This is a genomic window from Intestinibacter sp., assembly GCF_034113885.1.
Classification (GTDB): domain Bacteria; phylum Bacillota; class Clostridia; order Peptostreptococcales; family Peptostreptococcaceae; genus Intestinibacter.
The window spans coordinates 35,279-53,303 of the sequence record NZ_JAXEWM010000162.1 but is presented as its reverse complement, the minus strand read 5'-3'; the positions used below and the strand labels follow the sequence as shown (position 1 = coordinate 53,303).

Sequence of the window (18,025 nt, the reverse complement as noted above, 5' to 3'; positions counted from 1 at the left end):
AAGGATTTTGGAAATAAAGATTTTATTATAAAGTTTTAGAAAGACGGTGAGAAATTGATAGATTATAAAAATACTATAAAACTTATAAAAAAAATCGACTGGAAGTTAATTTTAATCGTATTGGCTATATTTATTTACGGTATAGTGATACTAAGTAGTGCCACTCACGCAAATCAAACAGGTCAATACAAGAGATTAATAGTACAAACTTTTGCATTTTGCTTAGGTTTAGTTCTTGTACTATTTATTTTGATGATCGATTACAATATAATGGGAAAATATTACAAGGAGCTCTATGTAGTTAGTATTGCATTACTTGCCTTGGTTTTAGTATTTGGAGATAGTAGAGGTGGAGCAAAATCTACCTTTGACCTTAAAATACTGGATTTACAGGTAATAGAGGTAGTTAAAATAACCTTTATACTTAGCTTTGCAAAAATAGTAGAAAATCATAAAGGAAAGCTAAATACTTTAAAAGAAATTTTTGATGTTGTAATATATGCAATACCTGTTATAGGACTTATAATAGTACAACCTGATTTAGGCGGGGCTATTATATTCTGCTGTATAGTATTCGGTATGATATTTTCTGCTGGTATAGATAGAAAAATATTGATAAAAGCAGGTGTAATAGTTTTAATATTACTTCCTATTATGTACATGCTTATGGATACTTATCAAAAAAATAGAATCTTGGGATTTATGAATCCAGAAGATACTTCTATAGAGGGGAATTATCAGCTTATGCAATCTATGATAGCCATTGGATCTGGAGGTATTACAGGTAAGGGGCTTTACAATGGTACACAAAATCAAGAGGACTTCCTACCTATACAAGACAGTGACTTTATATTCGCAGTTGTCGTAGAAGAGCTAGGTGTAGTAGGAGGAGCTTTATTAGTTGGATTGTACGCTGCCTTTTTACTTAGAATGATAAAAATTGCTAGAGAGTCGAAGGATATCTACGGAGCCTTTGTTGTAATTGGAGTTGTCTGCATGTTTGGATATCAGATTGTGCAGAATATAGGAATGACGATGGGTTTAATTCCAGTAACAGGTGTAACATTATCGTTTATAAGCTATGGAGGTAGTGCAGTTATGACCTCTCTTGCTATAATAGGAATTGTCTTAAATGTCGGAATGCGACGTAAAAAGATTAATTTTTAAAATATATAAATATGATATAATAAAAATGAAAAGTGAGTAATATAATTTATAAAATAAAAAATCTATGGAATCTACTAGATTGAATTTAGAGTCCATAGATTTTTTGTTTTTATAATGCATAGGAAATTATATTCTTTTGAAATTATGGATAAATATAATTTCCGTCATGCATTTCAAGAAAATCAACATTATTGATCTTTAGAATAAAGATTTTCTTACAGAATATAATTAATTGATAATTTTAAGTATAATTTGTAAGTTTGCTTGGAAAAATAAGCTATAATATAAGTATAAATATAAAAATTATAGTTATTACTGAATAATGACTTTTGGTTTAACTATAAATAAAGTACTTTGAACATAATATTTTATAGTGTATAATAAAATCCGTATTGATTTTATGTCTATTAATATATAATATATAAAAATAATCGATTTAGAATTTTAGTAAAAAATATGGAGGATTAAGCAATAGATGGATAATAAAAATTTTAAAAAAATACTTAAAAAAGTAGAAAAGCCTGCAAGATATCTTGGAAACGAAATAAATTCTATTCATAAAGATATTACAAATGAAAATTTAATAAGATATGCACATTGTTTCCCAGATTTATACGAAGTTGGAATGAGTCACTTAGGTAGTCAAATACTATACAGAGTAATAAATAGAGACGAAGATGTATTTTGTGAAAGGGTATACGCTCCTGCTCAAGACATGGAAGCTATGATGAGGGAAAACGACATACCTCTATTTGCATTAGAGTCTAGACAGCCTATAAAGGATTTTGATTTTGTTGCATTTACTCTTCAATATGAGCTTTCATATTCTAATATACTAAATATGATGGATTTAGCTGGGATTCCTATAATGAGAGAGGACAGAGAATTAGATGATCCATTTATAATGGTAGGAGGGTCATGTGCTTATAACTGTGAACCGCTTGCTGATTTTATAGATATAGCTATATTAGGTGAAGGTGAAGAGGTAAACCTAGAGGTTGTAAATGAATACAAAGAATGGAAGAAAAACAAAACTACTAGAGAGGATTTCCTAGCTAGAGTTGCTAAAATAGAAGGCGTTTATGTTCCAAGCTTCTACGATGTCGAATACAACGAAGATGAAACTATAAAAAGCGTAAAACCAAATAGAGAAGGTGTACCTGAAAAAGTACACAAGAGAATAATGAGAAATATGGATGAAGTTTACTATCCAGAAAAATTAATAGTTCCTTATATAGAAATAGTGCACGATAGAGTCGTTTTAGAATTATTCAGAGGATGCACAAGAGGATGTAGATTCTGTCAAGCTGGTATGATTTACAGACCTATAAGAGAAAAGAGCATCGACAATTTATCTAAATCTGTAAGAGAATTAGTAGATAATACGGGATACGATGAAATATCACTATCATCACTTAGTACAAGTGATTACTCTAAGCTATCAGAGCTTACTGATTTCTTAGTCGATGAATTTACACCAGAGAACATAGGTATATCTCTACCATCACTTAGACTTGACAACTTCTCTATGGAAATAGCAGAAAAAATACAACAAGTTAGAAAATCTGGACTTACATTTGCACCAGAAGCTGGTACTCAAAGACTTAGAGATGTAATCAACAAGGGTGTAACAGAAGCAGACTTAAAAAATACAACTAAAAAGGCATTTGAAATGGGATGGGACAGTGTGAAGCTTTACTTTATGATAGGTCTTCCAACAGAGACATACGATGATTTAGACGGCATAGGAAAGCTTGCCTACGATGTTATAGATACTTATAGAACAGTACACGGTGGAAAGCTTAAGAGAAAATTCTCAGTTACAGTAAGTACATCTACATTTGTGCCAAAACCATTTACTCCATTCCAATGGCATGGACAAGATAAAACTGAAGAAGTTATAAATAAACAACATTACTTAATAAAGGCTCTTAAAAATAGAGACATAAAATACAACTACCACGATTCAAAAACTAGTTTGATGGAGGCGGTACTTGCAAGAGGAGACAGAAGACTTGGAAAAGTACTATACGATGCATTTAAAATGGGTGCAAAATTCGATGGATGGAATGAATTTTTCAAATTAGAAATATACCAAGAAGCTATGGCTAAAAATAATTTAAGTATAGATTTTTATGCAAATAGAGAGAGATCTTATGATGAAGTATTCCCTTGGGACCATATAGATGTCGGTGTCAGCAAGAAATTCTTAATGAGAGAAAATGAAAAAGCAAAAGAAGAAAAGGTAACAGTTGACTGTAGACATCAATGTAATGGCTGTGGAATAAATGTACATGATATTGGAAAGGGGTTGTGCTAGGTATGAGTAAATTAATAAGGGTTAAGTACAAAAAAGAAGATGAAATGATTTTTATATCTCATCTAGATTTACAAAGACTGCTACAAAGAGCTTTTAGAAGAGCTAAGATAACTTTAAGTTATTCTGAAGGATTTAACCCTCATCCTAAGATGAGCTATGGTAATGCATTAGCATTAGGGGTAGAAAGTCAAGGTGAATATGTAGACATTGAAATCGAAGACGACATAGAAGTAAAGGAATTTTTACAAAGAATTAACGACGAATTGCCAGATGGAGTTAAGTTTGTAAAGGCAAAGGAAATAGATCCTAAAACACCTTCACTATCTTCAATAATAGTTTATGGAGAATATATATTTAATATAGACTTAGAAAAGCCTCTAAGTAAGGAATTCGTCAAGTCTAGAGTATTGAAATTCATAAAGAGTAAGGAAATAATAGTGACAAAGAAAAACAAAAAAGGCAAAAATGTAGAAGTCGATATTAGACCTTTAATCAAGAATTTCGACTTAGTTAGCTTAGACGACGAAAGAGTTACATTTGTATCTACTATAGCAACAGGTTCAAAGGCTAACTTAAATATAAATATATTAATACCTCAAATTTTAGATATGCTTTATTTAGACATGGATCCAAGAGATGTCAGTGTTTTAAGACGTGATTTATACGCAGTTGAAGATGGTCAATTAGTCACTCCACTGTAGTTTTAAATATATTTGAGATAAATGGGAATTAAAATGAAACAAATTATAGTGCAGTCTTTAATTTCATCTACGCAAACAGCTGTGATGGAGGATGATAAGCTTGTAGAATTATTAATTGAAGATAATATACATAAAAAAACAAAATCCAATATATACAGAGGCATAGTTAAAAATATAAAGCCTGGAATAGAGGCTGCATTTGTAGATATAGGTTTTGAGAAGATGGCGTATTTACCGATTAAAAATTCTGATGACATCAAAAATGGCACGGAGCTTTTAGTACAGATTAACAAGGAATCCGTTGGAACTAAGGCACCTAAGCTGACACAGGAGATAAGTTTATCTGGTAGGTATTTAGTATTGATTCCATCTAACGATAGAATTACTATATCAAATAAAATACTAGATGAAAAGGAAAGATTTAGACTTAAAAAGCTAGTAAAATCCTTTAATAAAGAAAAGCTAGGTATAATAATTAGAACAGAAGCTGTTGGATGTGATTTAGATAAGCTTAAAGAGGATTTTGATTTACTAGTCGATAAATACCAAAATATATTAAAACAATTCAAGTTGGGAATTGGACCAAAGCTAATTTATAGGGAATTGGATTTAGATACAAAATATATTAAGGATAATATAAATGAAGACATAGATAAAGTCGTTTTAAATGATAAAGATAAATATATAGAGATTAAAAGTATATTAAGCAAAATAGATAAAGATTATATAAATAAATTGATTTTAGAAGAAAATAAAGATGTATTTGATCTATACAAGGTTTCAAAGGAAATAGAAAAGGCTCTAAATAAAAAGGTATGGCTAAAAAGCGGTGGATACTTGATAATAGAGAAGACAGAGGCCTTGACAGTTATAGATGTAAATACAGGAAAATTTACAGGAAATATCTCTAGAGAAGAAACTATGTATAAGACAAACATAGAGGCTTGCGAAGAAATTGCAAGGCAATTAAAGATAAGAGATATTGGTGGAATAATAATAGTGGATTTTATAGACTTATACAAGAAAAAATCAAAGCAAAATTTAATAAAAATATTACAAGAAAATTTAAATAAAGATAAAAGAAAATCAGAGGTCTTGGGGATAACTAAGCTAGGACTTGTGGAAATCGCTAGAAGAAGAGAAAAGGACTCTATTGATTCTTATTATTTGAGAGCTTGTGAGCGATGTAGAAGCGATTTTAGTCGAAAATCGATAAATTACATATTAGATGACTTAGAAAAGGAAATTATGAGAATTAAAGAGCATACAGAGTATAAAGATATTCTAGTGGAGTTTACACCGTATATTTACGGTCAAATCAAAAATAATTATACAGAGATTTTAAATAAAATCGAGGCTAAATACGATATAAATATCGAAATAGCTGAAGCACAAAAAATAAATCAAAATGACACAAAAATTATTTTTAAATAATATTGACTTTTATCCAAAAAAGATGTAATATTAATAACTGTAATGCCGCACAGAAGAGGTTAAAATCTTTCTTATGAAAGTACCTATATGGCGAGTTTGAGACCGAGGAGGTGTATATGAATGTACGCTATAGTTAAAACAGGTGGAAAGCAATATAAAGTTGCTCAAGGTGATGTATTATTTGTAGAAAAATTAGAAGCTAACGAAGGTGACGTTGTAACTTTAGATCAAGTATTAGCTGTTGCTGGTGAAGACGGAAAATTAACTGTTGGAGCTCCAGTAGTAGAAGGTGCTACTGTATCTGCTAAAGTTGTAGCTCAAGGTAAAGCTAAAAAAGTAATAGTTTACAAATACAAAGCTAAAAAAGACTACAGAAGAAAACAAGGACATCGTCAACCATACACTAAGTTAGTTATAGAATCAATAAACGCTTAGTTATTGGAGTGTAAAATGATAAAGGTAAAATATCATTACACAGATGATTTCAAATTAAAAGGATTCACACTAAAGGGACATGCAGATTACGCAGAAAGTGGATACGATATAGTTTGCGCTGCTGTTACATCTAATGCAATAGGTGTGGATAACTCATTGAATTTACTTGCAAAAGTAGAATTCGAGTCTGAAATAGGACAAGAAGGATTTATAGAGTGTATAGTAAAGGAAAATTGTCTAAACGAAAAGACAGATTTACTACTAGAACACTTTAAATTGACAATCGAAATGATAAAAGGACAATATCCGAAAAATATAAAAATCTTAAAAAAGTAGGGGGTGACTCCAAATGTTAAACATGAACTTACAATTATTAGCATCTAAGAAAGGGGTAGGGTCTTCTAAAAATGGTAGAGATTCTATATCAAAAAGATTAGGTGTTAAAAAATACGACGGACAAGTAGTTACTGCTGGTAGTATAATAGTAAGACAAAGAGGTACTAAAATACATCCAGGAACTAATGTAGGTAAAGGTGGAGACGATACTTTATTCGCATTAATAGACGGTACTGTTAAGTTCGAAAGATACGACAAAAAAAGAAAAAAAGTAAGTATATATCCAGTAGTAGAAGTTGCTGAATAATTATAAAGAAAAGGAGTGTACATACACTCCTTTTTGTTTTAATAAATAATATATACCTTAGATTTGGAAATAATAATAAATAATTATAGGAGGTGAAGGACTTGTTTATAGATAAAGCTAGAATATTCGTAAAGGCAGGAAACGGCGGAAATGGTTCTGTATCATTTAGAAGAGAAAAATATGTTCCAGCAGGAGGACCAGATGGCGGAGATGGTGGTCGTGGAGCTAGTATAATCTTCAAGGTAGATACAGGACTTAGAACTTTGATGGATTTCAAATACAAAAAGAAATACGTAGGTGAGCCAGGAGCTGACGGAAGCAAAAAAAGACAAGCAGGAAAAAACGGTGAAGATTTAATTTTAAAGGTTCCACCAGGGACAATAATAAGAGACGAGGCTACTAATTTAGTAATAGCTGACTTAAAACACGATGGTGATGAAGCAGTAGTTGCAAAAGGTGGTAGAGGCGGAAAAGGAAACCAACATTTTGCAAATGCAGTTAGACAGGCACCAAGCTTTGCTAAATCTGGTACTGATGGAGAAGAAAGATGGGTAATACTAGAGCTTAAGATGATAGCAGATGTAGGGCTTTTAGGGTTCCCTAATGTAGGTAAATCAACTTTCCTATCAGTAGTAACTAAGGCAAGACCTAAAATAGCAAACTATCACTTTACAACATTGACTCCAAACTTAGGAGTTGTCAAAACTAATTTTGGAGATAGCTTTGTGCTTGCAGATATACCAGGTCTTATAGAAGGTGCTGCAGAAGGTGTTGGTCTTGGACATGATTTCTTAAGACATGTTGAAAGAACAAAGGTACTTATTCATATAGTAGATATATCAGGAATTGAAGGTAGAGATCCTATTGAAGATTTTGATAAAATAAACGACGAATTAAAATTATACAACGAAAAATTATCTACTAGACCTCAAATAGTAGTCGCAAATAAAGCAGACTTATTATTTGATGAATCAATTTATGAAAACTTCAAAAAGACTCTAGAAGATAGAGGATACAAGGTATTTAAGATGTCTGCTGCAACTAGAGATGGTGTAGACGACGTAATAGCTTATACATCACAATTACTTCAAGAGGTAGAGGATGTAGAGCTAGTATCAGAGGAAGAATACTACAGACCAGAGCTTGACAATACAGCTGAAGAAGAATTAGCTATAGAAATAGACGAAAATGGAGTATATGTAGTAACAGGTAAGAAGCTTAGAAGAATCATGTATTCTGTAGATTTTGATGATATGGAATCTATACAATTCTTCCAAAAAACTATGGAAAACGAAGGTGTATTCGATAGACTTAGAGAAATGGGTATAGAAGACGGAGATACTGTTAAAATATACGAAGTAGAATTTGAATTCTACAACTAGAATTAATTATTAGGAGGAAAATATGCTAAATAGTAAACAAAGAGCTTACTTAAGATCTCTTGCAAACACTATGAAGCCTATAACTCAAATAGGTAAAGAAGGTGTAAATGAGAGATTTTTAGAACAACTAGATGATATGCTAAATGCTAGAGAATTAGTTAAAATAAATATACTTGAAACTGCTGGACTTGACGCAAAGGAAACTGCAAATGCAATATGCAGCGAATTGAGAGCAGAATTTGTTCAAGCTATAGGTTTCAAATTTACAATATACAGAAAAAATATAGAAGAACCAAAAATATTATTCCCAGGTCAAAAACCTAAGAAAAAAGCTACTAACGAAGAAACAACTAAAAAAGGTAGACCTACAAAAAGATCTAAAAGATAGAGAATTAATTGACGTTAATATGCTATAAAAAAAAGAAAAGAATTGTCCGAAAATTAAAAAGGGCAATTCTTTTTTTGAATTAAATTTTAAAATAGTAAAGGATATTTATAAAATTCGATATGTATATTAAAATTCCTCTACAATTTATTAAAATAAATTAATTTTTTTTGATTTACCTAACAAATCAATCTTTATAAGACAAATTTAGAGATAATCCATCTTCACCAATTATTGTATTTTTAAAAAATTTAGTCGCATTTTGGGCAAACTCCTTGGGTTCTTCAAGAGAAGGACTAAAATGAGTTAAAAGGAGTTTATCTACCTTTCCGTTATTTGCCAAATTTGCTGCCTCTCTGAAGGTCATATGCTTATTTTTAACCGCCTTTGATATATCTAGATCGTCTCCATACATACCTTCACATACAAATAAATCACTTTCGTATATAAATTTAGGTATCTCAAATATAGGTCTAGTATCTGTTATAAAGCTAAGTTTTATCCCTCTACGCTCATCTCCTAGTACCATATCTGAATGATATGTTTTATCTCCGTAGACTACTGTGTCGTTTTCTTGGAGCTTTTTCCAAAGCTTTTGAGGTACTTCATTATCCAATGCCTTTTCTCTATCGAATTTAGCTCTTCTTTTGAAGTACAAGCTATATCCTATGCATTCAGTAGAATGATCTAAGTCTATAGTTGAAATTTCAATATCGCTTATAATATCCTTTTCTAGGCTAAATTTTTCGCGCGGATTTTCAATTACATAGACTCTGTACGGTAGATATTCAATTAACACCTTTATGGCATTCATAGCCTCTATTATTCCTGTAGGACCTACTATAGTCAAATCATCAGTTTTGCCGCTATTTCCAATAGTTTGAAGTAGTCCGATTAATCCTATTATATGATCGCCGTGAAGATGAGTTATAAGTATCAAATCTATTCCTTTAAATCCGCAATTATTTTTTTTCATCGCTACTTGAGTTCCCTCTCCGCAGTCTATCAGTATTTTTCTGCCTTTGTAATTTATAAAAAGAGAGGAAAGAAATCTATTTGGCATAGGTACATTTCCACCGCAACCCAGTAAAATTAAATCTATCATATTTATCTCCTTGTTAATTAATAGTTTTTAAGATATTGTAACATTTAAGTTACTTATATTTTAACCGTTTAATGTAAAATTAGTAAATAAGGGGGTAAAATATTATGAAATTTTTAGTTGTTTTTGTATCTTTAGTTTTGAGTATTTTCGTATTTACTGGATGTAGTCATTCGAAAAATCAGGTCGATAATTCAAGTGATGTAAGTAATTATAATCAGGAGCAAAAAAAGGATGTCATAGTAGTAAATAAAGAAGAAAATATTTTAAAAGACAGATACGAGGTTCCAGAAGGCTATGAAAGAGTTTCTTTAGAAGAAAATAGCTTCGGTGAATTTTTGAGAAATTCTAAATTAGAGGATTACGGTGAAAAGGTAAAATATTATGATGGACGTGTTAAAGATAAACCAAATGTGTACGACAGCGTTTTTGATGTAGATATTGGAGATAGAGACCTACATCAATGTGCAGATGCAGTAATGCTTTTGAGGGCTGAGTATTTGTACCAAAATAAAAGATATGATGATATAAGCTTTCATTTTGTAGACGGTTTTAATGCAAAATACAGCAAGTGGAGAAGAGGATATAGAATTAGCGTTGGAGAGAATTCATCTTCATACTACAAGGCTACAGGAGAGAGTAACACTTATGAGACATTTAGAAAATATATGGATATAGTGTTTGCCTATAGCTCTACCTTGTCCTTAGATGAAGAACTAAAAAGTGTCGATGTAAAAGATATGCAAATAGGAGATGTATTTATAAAGGGAGGCTCTCCAGGTCATTGTGCTATAGTTGTAGATATGGCAGAAAATAAAGAAACAGGAGAAAAGGTATTTATGCTTGCCCAAAGCTATATGCCAGCACAACAGACTCAGCTTCTAATAAATCCAAATGATCAATATCTAAGTCCTTGGTATAGCTTGGATTTTGGGGAAAATCTAAAAACGCCTGAGTGGACATTTACAAAGGATCAATTGAAGAGATTTTAATTAGAAAAATAGTTATTACTACAATTTAGATTTTTATAAATTATACCCATACAATTCCTAATTTATGCCATATTGTATTGCAATAAAAGAAAGATAATATATAATATTTTTAAGACGATAGAAAATATATTATCTTTTTTTAATTTAAAAATAAGTTGGTTTATAGTTAGGAGTGACGATATGAACAAGATGAACAATAAAATTGTATATACACCAGGTCCATCAGAGGTCAGAGAAAATGTAAGACTTATGAGAGCTGAAAAAACAACTAATCCTGATGTTGATGTGGAATTTTGCGAATTCTATAAAAATACTTGTGATAAAATGGCAAAAATATTAAAGACAACAAACGATGTCTATATATTGAGTGGAGAAGGAATTTTAGGATTAGAAGCTGCGTGTGCATCCCTTACAGAAAAGGGAGATCGTGTTTTAGTAATAGATAATGGAATATTTGGTAGAGGCTTTGACGACTTCGTAAAAATGTACGGAGGAGAAGTTGTGTATTTCTCAGATGACTATAAAAAAGAAATAGATGTGGATAAGCTAGCAAAATTCTTAGAAGATGACCACGATTTTAAATACGCTACAGTAGTACACTGTGATACACCAACAGGAGTTTTAAACGACTTATCAAAGATATGCCCACTTCTTAAAAAATACGGCATATTAACAGTTGTAGATTCAGTTGCAGCAATGGTAGGAGAAAATATAGAGGTAGACAACTGGCAAATAGATATAGTTTGTGGAGGTTCTCAAAAGGCTATTTCAGCTCCAACAGGACTTACTATGGTAGGAGTAAGTGAAGATGCAAAGGCTGCAATGAAAAGTAGAAAAACTCCTATAACAGGATTCTACTGCAATTTAACTATATGGGAAAACTACTACAAAGACAAATGGTTCCCATACACAATGCCAATAAGCGACATTATGGGACTTGATGTAGCACTTGACAATATACTAGAAGAAGGACTTGAAAACGTACATAAGAGACATGCAAAGATTGCAGATGCTACAAGAAAAGCAGTAGAAGAATACGGATTAAAATTATTTTTGGAAAATGGATATTCAAATACAGTAACAGTTGTAGATATTCCAGAAGAAATAGGAGCAGGAAATTTAGTTACTCATTTATTAGAAAAATACAATTTAGTGATGACAACATCACTAGCTCAATATACAGGAAAAATATTGAGAATCGGTCATATGGGAGAAAATGCTAAACACGAAGCTATAGTACCTGTTCTAAACTACTTAGATTTAGGACTTAAAGACTTAGGATTTAAGACTGATAAAAATTTAGTTGAATTATTTAATAAATATTATAATGCGTAAATATTTAGGAGATATTTAAGGATTAATCAAAATTGAATAAATTACTATTGTCCTAAATGTATTAGGACAATAGTAATAATATAAATTTAGGAGGATACAAATGCAAGAAGTTAAACAAAACACTACAGTAAATACAAAAGACCTAGTAGAAACAGCTCTTTTAATTGCACTAGTCTATATAGCAACAAGATTTATAAATATAAGATTGCCAATAGCTGCATCTGGTGGGTTAGTTCACTTAGGAAACACTATGCTATTCATAGCAGCAATAGTATTTGGATCTAAAAAAGGAGCCGCAGCAGGTGCCTTTGGAATGGGATTATTTGATTTATTATCAGAATGGGCTATGTGGGCGCCATTTACTTTTGTAATAAGAGGAGTCATGGGATACATAATAGGAAAAATAGCTTGGTCTAATGGAAGACAAGGTAATAATATGATTGTAAATGTAGGTGCTATAATAGTTTCAGGTATATGGATGATAATCGGATATTATATAACAGAAGGTATTTTATATGGAAACTGGGTATCACCGGCTATGTCAATTCCTGGAAATATAACTCAAATAGTAGTAGGATTAATACTTGGAGTACCAATTGCTAAAGCATTAAAGAAATGTATGAGATAAAAAAATGGAGGCGTGATTTGCCTCCATTTTTTTATCTCATTCTATCCTGTTTATATAAATTTCTTATATTGTAAATTCCAAGAATTACGCATACTACTGCGATTGCTATTTTCATATATATACCTCCAATTACAATTAACAAGAATATTCATCAATGTCGTTAAATAATCTATTTAATACTTTTTTTATTATATCATAATTAAACCCTTTGTAAGCTAAATGATTACCTATTTTTTGGTAGGCTTTTCTAGGATCTTCGTTTTTTAGCCTGTCGTATCTTTTTTTGCCTAGATAAAGTGCATTTTCAAATTCTTTATCAGAGTCTATTTCATCCATCGCTTGTTCGATTATAATTTTGTCTATTCCTTTGTTGTATAGATTTTGCTTGATTTTATTTTTGCCGTATTTATTTAAATTTACGTTTGTATTTATAATTCTAGTGGCAAGATCCTCATCGTCTACAAACTTATATTTTTGTAAAAATTCGATAACTCTATCTATAGTATGTTCTTCAAAATCTTTAGAAAGCTTTTGGCGTATTTGTTTTTCTGATTGACTAGCTTTTGACAGTATGTTTAAAGCTTTATTTTTAGCCTTGATGTACATTTCATCATCTAGGATGTTTTTTAAATAATCTGTATCTATTTCCTGTCCTTTTTTTAAATTAAAGGAAAAGACTAATTCCTTGTAAATTGCCATAAAGAATTTTTCATCTACATATATATTAACCCTGTCGTCGTTTTTCTTTTGAGCCTCTATTTTTGTTATAATTGCCATGTGTACTCTCCTCGCTTTTTGTTAATATTTATATTATACTATATAAAAAATTATTGACAAAAAATAATCATTTTTTACTTTACATAATTAAAATGATATAATACTGTATATATTTGTAATAAAAAAGGAGAATTTTGATGAGCATTTATGATTTAGTTATCGAGTCTACGTTTTGCAACAACGATAAGATAGCCGATTTTGAAAAAAACTATGATGGATTGAGAGTAGGTGTTTTAGGAGGTACATTTGACCCTATACACTACGCACATTTAGCAACAGTGGAATTTATTAGATGTAAATATAAATTAGATAAAATTATACTTATACCAGCAGGAGATCCTCCACATAAGTTATGGAATATTACTAATAAGTACGATAGATACAATATGGTACTTTTAGCTATTGCACAAAACAAGGATTTTTTAGCATTTAATACTGAAATTGAAAAAAAAGGAAAGACATATACAGTAGATACACTTAGATACTTAAAAAAGAATTATCCAACTGCTGAATTTTTCTTTATAACAGGAGCAGATGCTATTTGCGATATAGAAGAATGGAAGGATGTAGAAGAAAACTTCAAGCTAGCTACCTTTATAGCTGCTACTAGACCAGGGATAAGTTTGCTTACAGCTCAAGATAAGATTGAAAGTCTTGAGAGAAAATACAATGCCAATATAATAAGTGTATATGTTCCATCTTTAGATATTTCTTCTACATATATAAGAGATCAACTAAAAAAAGGAAACTCAGTGAGATATTTAATTCCCGAAAGCGTAGAGAGATATATAATGGAAAAAAATTTATACGGAGTTGGAGATGAATAATTTGAATACAGAAAAAATAATAGATAAATTGAAAAATATGTTAAAGCCTAAAAGATTGAAGCATTCTATAAATGTAGCAAATTGTGCAGTAAAATTAAGTGAGATATATGGATGTGATAAGGATAAAGCTTATTTAGCAGGTCTTGTACATGACTGTGCAAAATATTTTACAAATGACCAAATTGAAGTATATGTCAAAAAATACGATATAGAATTAGATCCTATGGAGGTAGATAATATAGCTTTATCTCACAGCGTTATTGGATCTTATGTGATTCAAGATGTATTTAACATAAAGGATGTGGATATAATAAATGCAGTGAGATATCATACTACTGGAAGGGAAAATATGTCGATATTAGAAAAGGTAATACTCATGGCCGATATGATTGAAGAAGGTAGAGATTTTCCTGGAGTAGATTATCTTAGAGAATTATCTTTTGGAGGACAATTAAATAAGGCTCTAATTGATTCATTTAATAACACGATAAAATTTGTTATAGATAATGACCAATTAATTCATCTAAGAAGTATAAGTGCCAGAAATTATCTTATGCAAGAAAATCGTTAAATTTATTGGTTCAAGTCGAATATTATGATATAATTAATAAATATGTTATTTTATATGAAAGAGAGGTAAATTAATGACAGTTGAACAAATGGTAAAAGTTGCATACGATGCAATTGATGATAAATTAGGTCAAGATATAGCGATTATTAATATAGGAAAAGTTTCTAGTCTTTGTGATTACTTTGTAATAGCTACAGGTTCTTCATCTAGACAAGTAAAGGCAATAGCTGATAGTGTACAAGATGCATTAACTGAAGAAGGTATAGAGCCAAGAGCTAAAGAAGGATATGAAACACAAAGCTGGATATTACTTGATTATGGAGATATAATAGTACATGTATTTGACGAAGAAAATAGAGGATTTTACAACCTTGAAAAATTATGGAAAGATGCTCCATATGTAGATGTTGACACTTTAAACTAAAAATGATAATATATTGAATTATAGTGAAAATTTGAAAATTTTATCAAATAAACTAAAGTAGTAGGTAATATAATTTATTCAGAGAGCTAATGGAAGGTGTGAATTAGTTAAATGGTATTGCTGAACTTGTTAGTATCAAATTATTTGGCCGTGGTTGGCTTATAGACCATCTAAGTGAGTCTTTGATAGGCTAATTAGGGTGGTACCGCGAGAAGAATATAAATCCTCGTCCCTAAACAAATTATGTTTAGGGACGAGGATTTTTGTATTTTATACAATTATAAATTTTTTAACTATGATAGGTATAATTTTCTTATAAAATAAATTTGATAATAAACAAGAAATTTATTTAACACAATTAGGAGGTAAGACAATGAGCGTTTACAATTTTAAAAATGTAGAAGCTAAATGGCAAAAAAAATGGGAAGAAACAAACCAATATAAAACTGATACAAGAGATACTTCAAAACCTTTATATTACACATTAGAAATGTTCCCATACCCATCAGGAAAAATACATATGGGTCACGTTAGAAACTATTCAATAGGTGACGTAGTAGCAAGATTCAAGAAAATGGAAGGATATAATGTACTACATCCAATGGGATGGGATTCATTCGGTCTTCCAGCTGAAAATGCAGCTATAAAACATGGAATACACCCAGCAAAATGGACTTATGAAAACATAGATGATATGAAAAATCAATTAAAATTATTAGGATTAAGTTATGACTGGGAAAGAGAATTAGCTACATCTAATCCTGATTACTACAAATTTACACAAGAAATATTCTTAAAATTCTTAGAAGCAGGTCTTGCATATAAGAAAAAATCTTATGTAAACTGGTGTCCATCTTGCGAAACTGTTCTTGCAAATGAACAAGTTGTAGGAGGACAATGTGAAAGATGTGACTCTGTAGTAATCAAAAAAGAATTAGAACAATGGTACTTCAAAACTACTGAATTTGCAGAAGAATTATTACAAGATTTAGATACTTTAGATGGTTGGCCTGAAAAAGTTAAAACAATGCAAAGAAACTGGATAGGAAAATCTCACGGTGCTGAATTAGTATTCGATATAGAAGGAACAGACGAAAAAATGGTAGTTTATACTACTAGACCTGACACTACTTACGGTGTTACTTTCATGTGTTTAGCTCCAGAAAGTCCATTAGTTAAGGAATTAGTAGCTGGTACTGAATACGAAGAAAAAGTAAATGAATTTGTTCAAAAAATGCACACTAAGACTGAAATAGAAAGAACTGCTGCAGATGCTGAAAAAGAAGGTATGTTCATAGGTAAATACGTAATAAACCCAGTTAATGGTAAGAGAGTTCCTCTTTGGATAGCAAACTATATATTAATGGATTATGGTACTGGTGCGATAATGGCGGTTCCAGCACACGATGATAGAGATAGAGATTTCGCTGAAAAATACAATCTTGATATAATACAAGTTATAGACGAAGACGGTAAATTAATAAATTCAGAAGAATTTAACGGATTAGATTACAAAACAGCTCAAGATAAAATAACTGAAAAATTAGCTAAAGAAGGAAGAGGTAAAAAGACTGTTAACTACAGACTTAGAGACTGGCTATTATCAAGACAAAGATATTGGGGAGTTCCAATACCAGTAGTTTATTGTGAAGACTGTGGTATAGTTCCAGTAAATAAAGAAGATTTACCAATATTACTTCCAACAGATGTTGAATTTACTGGAAAAGGTGAATCTCCACTTACTACATCAAAAACTTTCGTAAATACTGTTTGTCCAAAATGTGGTAAACCAGCTACTAGAGATGTAGATACAATGGATACATTCGTTGACTCATCTTGGTACTTCTTAAGATATATAGACAACAAAAATGAAGAAAAAATGTTCGATTCAGAATTAGTAAATAAATGGATGCCAGTAGATCAATACATCGGTGGTGTAGAACATGCTATAATGCATTTACTTTACGCAAGATTCTTTACAAAAGCATTAAAGAAAGTTGGAATGGTAGATTTCGACGAACCATTTAAAAACCTACTTACTCAAGGTATGGTATTAATGGATGGTAGCAAAATGAGTAAATCTAAAGGTAACACAGTTTCACCTCTTGAAATAATAGATGAATACGGTGCTGATACTGCTAGATTATTCGTATTATTTGCTGCTCCACCAGAAAGAGACTTAGACTGGTCTGAACAAGGTGTTGAAGGATGCTTCAGATTCTTAAACAGAGTTTACAGATTAGTTGACGAATTAAAAGATATAGTAAAATCTAACGCTGAAATAAAAGCTTCAACTAAAGAAGATAAAGCTATGAGATATACTATACATTCTACACTTAAAAAAGTTACAGACGATTTAAGTGAAAAATTCGGATTTAATACTGCTATAGCAGCATTAATGGAATTAATTAACGAAATGTACAAATACAAAGAATTAGATACTAGAAATGATGGAATAATCAAAGAAGGTATCGAAACTATAATAACTATACTTGCTCCATTTACACCACATATGGGTGAAGAATTATGGGAAATGATAGGTAAAGAAGGAAGCATATTCGATATAAGTTGGCCAAAATTCGACGAAAAAGCTCTAGTTAAAGACGAAGTTGAAATAGTAGTTCAAGTTAATGGTAAAGTAAGAGCTAAATTAAGTATAGATGCAGATATGTCTAAAGAAGATATGGAAAAAGCTGCTTTAGAAAACGAAAAAGTAAAAGCTTCTATAGAAGGCAAAAATATAGTTAAAGTTGTCGCTGTACCTAAAAAATTAGTTAATATAGTTGTAAAATAATTATAAAAATTAACATATACAGAGGATGTTACGATATCGTAGCATCCTTTTTTTGGCTTTTTAGGATAAAGATTTTCTTATAAAAAATATAAAAAAGTATGATGAAAA

At 30.7% G+C, this 18,025-nt stretch carries 18 protein-coding genes and 1 other annotated feature; of the genes, 16 read left to right on the top strand and 2 right to left on the bottom strand.

Annotation, left to right across the window (positions count from 1 at the left end):
• The first annotated feature begins 54 nt into the window (after positions 1–54).
• The 9 genes from rodA (at position 55) to SPD90_RS10090 (ending at position 8,470) form a co-directional block, all read left to right on the top strand.
• Positions 55–1,167, top strand: a complete 1,113-nt coding sequence (gene rodA, locus SPD90_RS10130; RefSeq protein WP_320925142.1) for a rod shape-determining protein RodA — start codon at positions 55–57, stop codon at positions 1,165–1,167.
• 475 nt (positions 1,168–1,642) lie between these two features.
• Positions 1,643–3,487, top strand: coding sequence for a TIGR03960 family B12-binding radical SAM protein (locus SPD90_RS10125; protein ID WP_320925141.1), 1,845 nt, complete (start codon positions 1,643–1,645; stop codon positions 3,485–3,487).
• A 2-nt stretch (positions 3,488–3,489) separates the two neighbouring features.
• Positions 3,490–4,188, top strand: coding sequence for a TIGR03936 family radical SAM-associated protein (locus tag SPD90_RS10120; RefSeq protein WP_320925140.1), 699 nt, complete (start codon positions 3,490–3,492; stop codon positions 4,186–4,188).
• A 33-nt stretch (positions 4,189–4,221) separates the two neighbouring features.
• The gene (locus SPD90_RS10115) at positions 4,222–5,622 is read left to right on the top strand and encodes an Rne/Rng family ribonuclease (protein ID WP_320626890.1); all 1,401 of its coding nucleotides are present in this window, start codon (positions 4,222–4,224) and stop codon (positions 5,620–5,622) included.
• A gap of 120 nt (positions 5,623–5,742) precedes the next feature.
• A complete protein-coding gene (rplU, locus tag SPD90_RS10110; protein WP_320626891.1) occupies positions 5,743–6,057 on the top strand; it encodes a 50S ribosomal protein L21 in 315 nt (104 codons plus the stop codon).
• 15 nt (positions 6,058–6,072) lie between these two features.
• On the top strand, positions 6,073–6,393 hold the full coding sequence (locus tag SPD90_RS10105) for a ribosomal-processing cysteine protease Prp (protein ID WP_320626892.1): 321 nt from the start codon (positions 6,073–6,075) through the stop codon (positions 6,391–6,393).
• A 13-nt stretch (positions 6,394–6,406) separates the two neighbouring features.
• On the top strand, positions 6,407–6,700 hold the full coding sequence (gene rpmA, locus SPD90_RS10100; RefSeq protein WP_320626893.1) for a 50S ribosomal protein L27: 294 nt from the start codon (positions 6,407–6,409) through the stop codon (positions 6,698–6,700).
• 101 nt (positions 6,701–6,801) lie between these two features.
• Entirely contained in the window at positions 6,802–8,082 is a 1,281-nt protein-coding gene (gene obgE / locus SPD90_RS10095) for a GTPase ObgE (protein WP_320925139.1), read from the top strand.
• A 22-nt stretch (positions 8,083–8,104) separates the two neighbouring features.
• Positions 8,105–8,470, top strand: a complete 366-nt coding sequence (locus SPD90_RS10090) for a YhbY family RNA-binding protein (protein ID WP_320624368.1) — start codon at positions 8,105–8,107, stop codon at positions 8,468–8,470.
• 184 nt (positions 8,471–8,654) lie between these two features.
• Here the strand turns inward: SPD90_RS10090 and SPD90_RS10085 are convergent, their stop codons facing one another.
• Complete coding sequence (locus tag SPD90_RS10085; RefSeq protein WP_320925138.1) at positions 8,655–9,572, bottom strand: ribonuclease Z; 918 nt, start codon at positions 9,570–9,572, stop codon at positions 8,655–8,657.
• A 104-nt stretch (positions 9,573–9,676) separates the two neighbouring features.
• On the opposite strand from SPD90_RS10085, the gene SPD90_RS10080 reads away from it, so the two are divergent.
• The 3 genes from SPD90_RS10080 to SPD90_RS10070 all read left to right on the top strand — a co-directional run bounded on the left by SPD90_RS10080 (position 9,677) and on the right by SPD90_RS10070 (position 12,524).
• Positions 9,677–10,561 carry a DUF4846 domain-containing protein gene (locus SPD90_RS10080; protein ID WP_320925137.1) on the top strand — a complete coding sequence of 295 codons (885 nt, stop codon included), beginning with the start codon at positions 9,677–9,679 and terminating at the stop codon, positions 10,559–10,561.
• Between the two features lie 189 nt (positions 10,562–10,750).
• A complete protein-coding gene (locus SPD90_RS10075; protein ID WP_320925169.1) occupies positions 10,751–11,896 on the top strand; it encodes an alanine--glyoxylate aminotransferase family protein in 1,146 nt (381 codons plus the stop codon).
• Between the two features lie 100 nt (positions 11,897–11,996).
• Positions 11,997–12,524 carry an ECF transporter S component gene (locus tag SPD90_RS10070; protein WP_320627247.1) on the top strand — a complete coding sequence of 176 codons (528 nt, stop codon included), beginning with the start codon at positions 11,997–11,999 and terminating at the stop codon, positions 12,522–12,524.
• Positions 12,525–12,659: 135 nt separating this feature from the next.
• On the opposite strand, the gene recX is transcribed toward SPD90_RS10070, so the two are convergent.
• Positions 12,660–13,301: a recombination regulator RecX gene (gene recX / locus SPD90_RS10065; RefSeq protein WP_320925136.1), complete on the bottom strand. Its 642-nt coding sequence runs from the start codon at positions 13,299–13,301 to the stop codon at positions 12,660–12,662.
• A gap of 137 nt (positions 13,302–13,438) precedes the next feature.
• On the opposite strand from recX, the gene nadD reads away from it, so the two are divergent.
• From nadD to leuS, 4 genes are all read left to right on the top strand, one after another.
• Positions 13,439–14,128 carry a nicotinate-nucleotide adenylyltransferase gene (gene nadD, locus SPD90_RS10060; RefSeq protein ID WP_320627245.1) on the top strand — a complete coding sequence of 230 codons (690 nt, stop codon included), beginning with the start codon at positions 13,439–13,441 and terminating at the stop codon, positions 14,126–14,128.
• Positions 14,121–14,699 (top strand): bis(5'-nucleosyl)-tetraphosphatase (symmetrical) YqeK, encoded by a 579-nt coding sequence (yqeK, locus tag SPD90_RS10055; RefSeq protein WP_331680561.1) that lies wholly within the window; start codon positions 14,121–14,123, stop codon positions 14,697–14,699. The genes nadD and yqeK overlap by 8 nt, the downstream gene beginning before the upstream one ends.
• Before the next feature lie 73 nt (positions 14,700–14,772).
• Positions 14,773–15,123 (top strand): ribosome silencing factor, encoded by a 351-nt coding sequence (gene rsfS / locus SPD90_RS10050; RefSeq protein ID WP_320627243.1) that lies wholly within the window; start codon positions 14,773–14,775, stop codon positions 15,121–15,123.
• A gap of 45 nt (positions 15,124–15,168) precedes the next feature.
• Positions 15,169–15,360: a binding site (T-box leader), on the top strand.
• A 136-nt stretch (positions 15,361–15,496) separates the two neighbouring features.
• Positions 15,497–17,917, top strand: a complete 2,421-nt coding sequence (gene leuS / locus SPD90_RS10045; protein WP_320627242.1) for a leucine--tRNA ligase — start codon at positions 15,497–15,499, stop codon at positions 17,915–17,917.
• Positions 17,918–18,025: the final 108 nt, after the last annotated feature.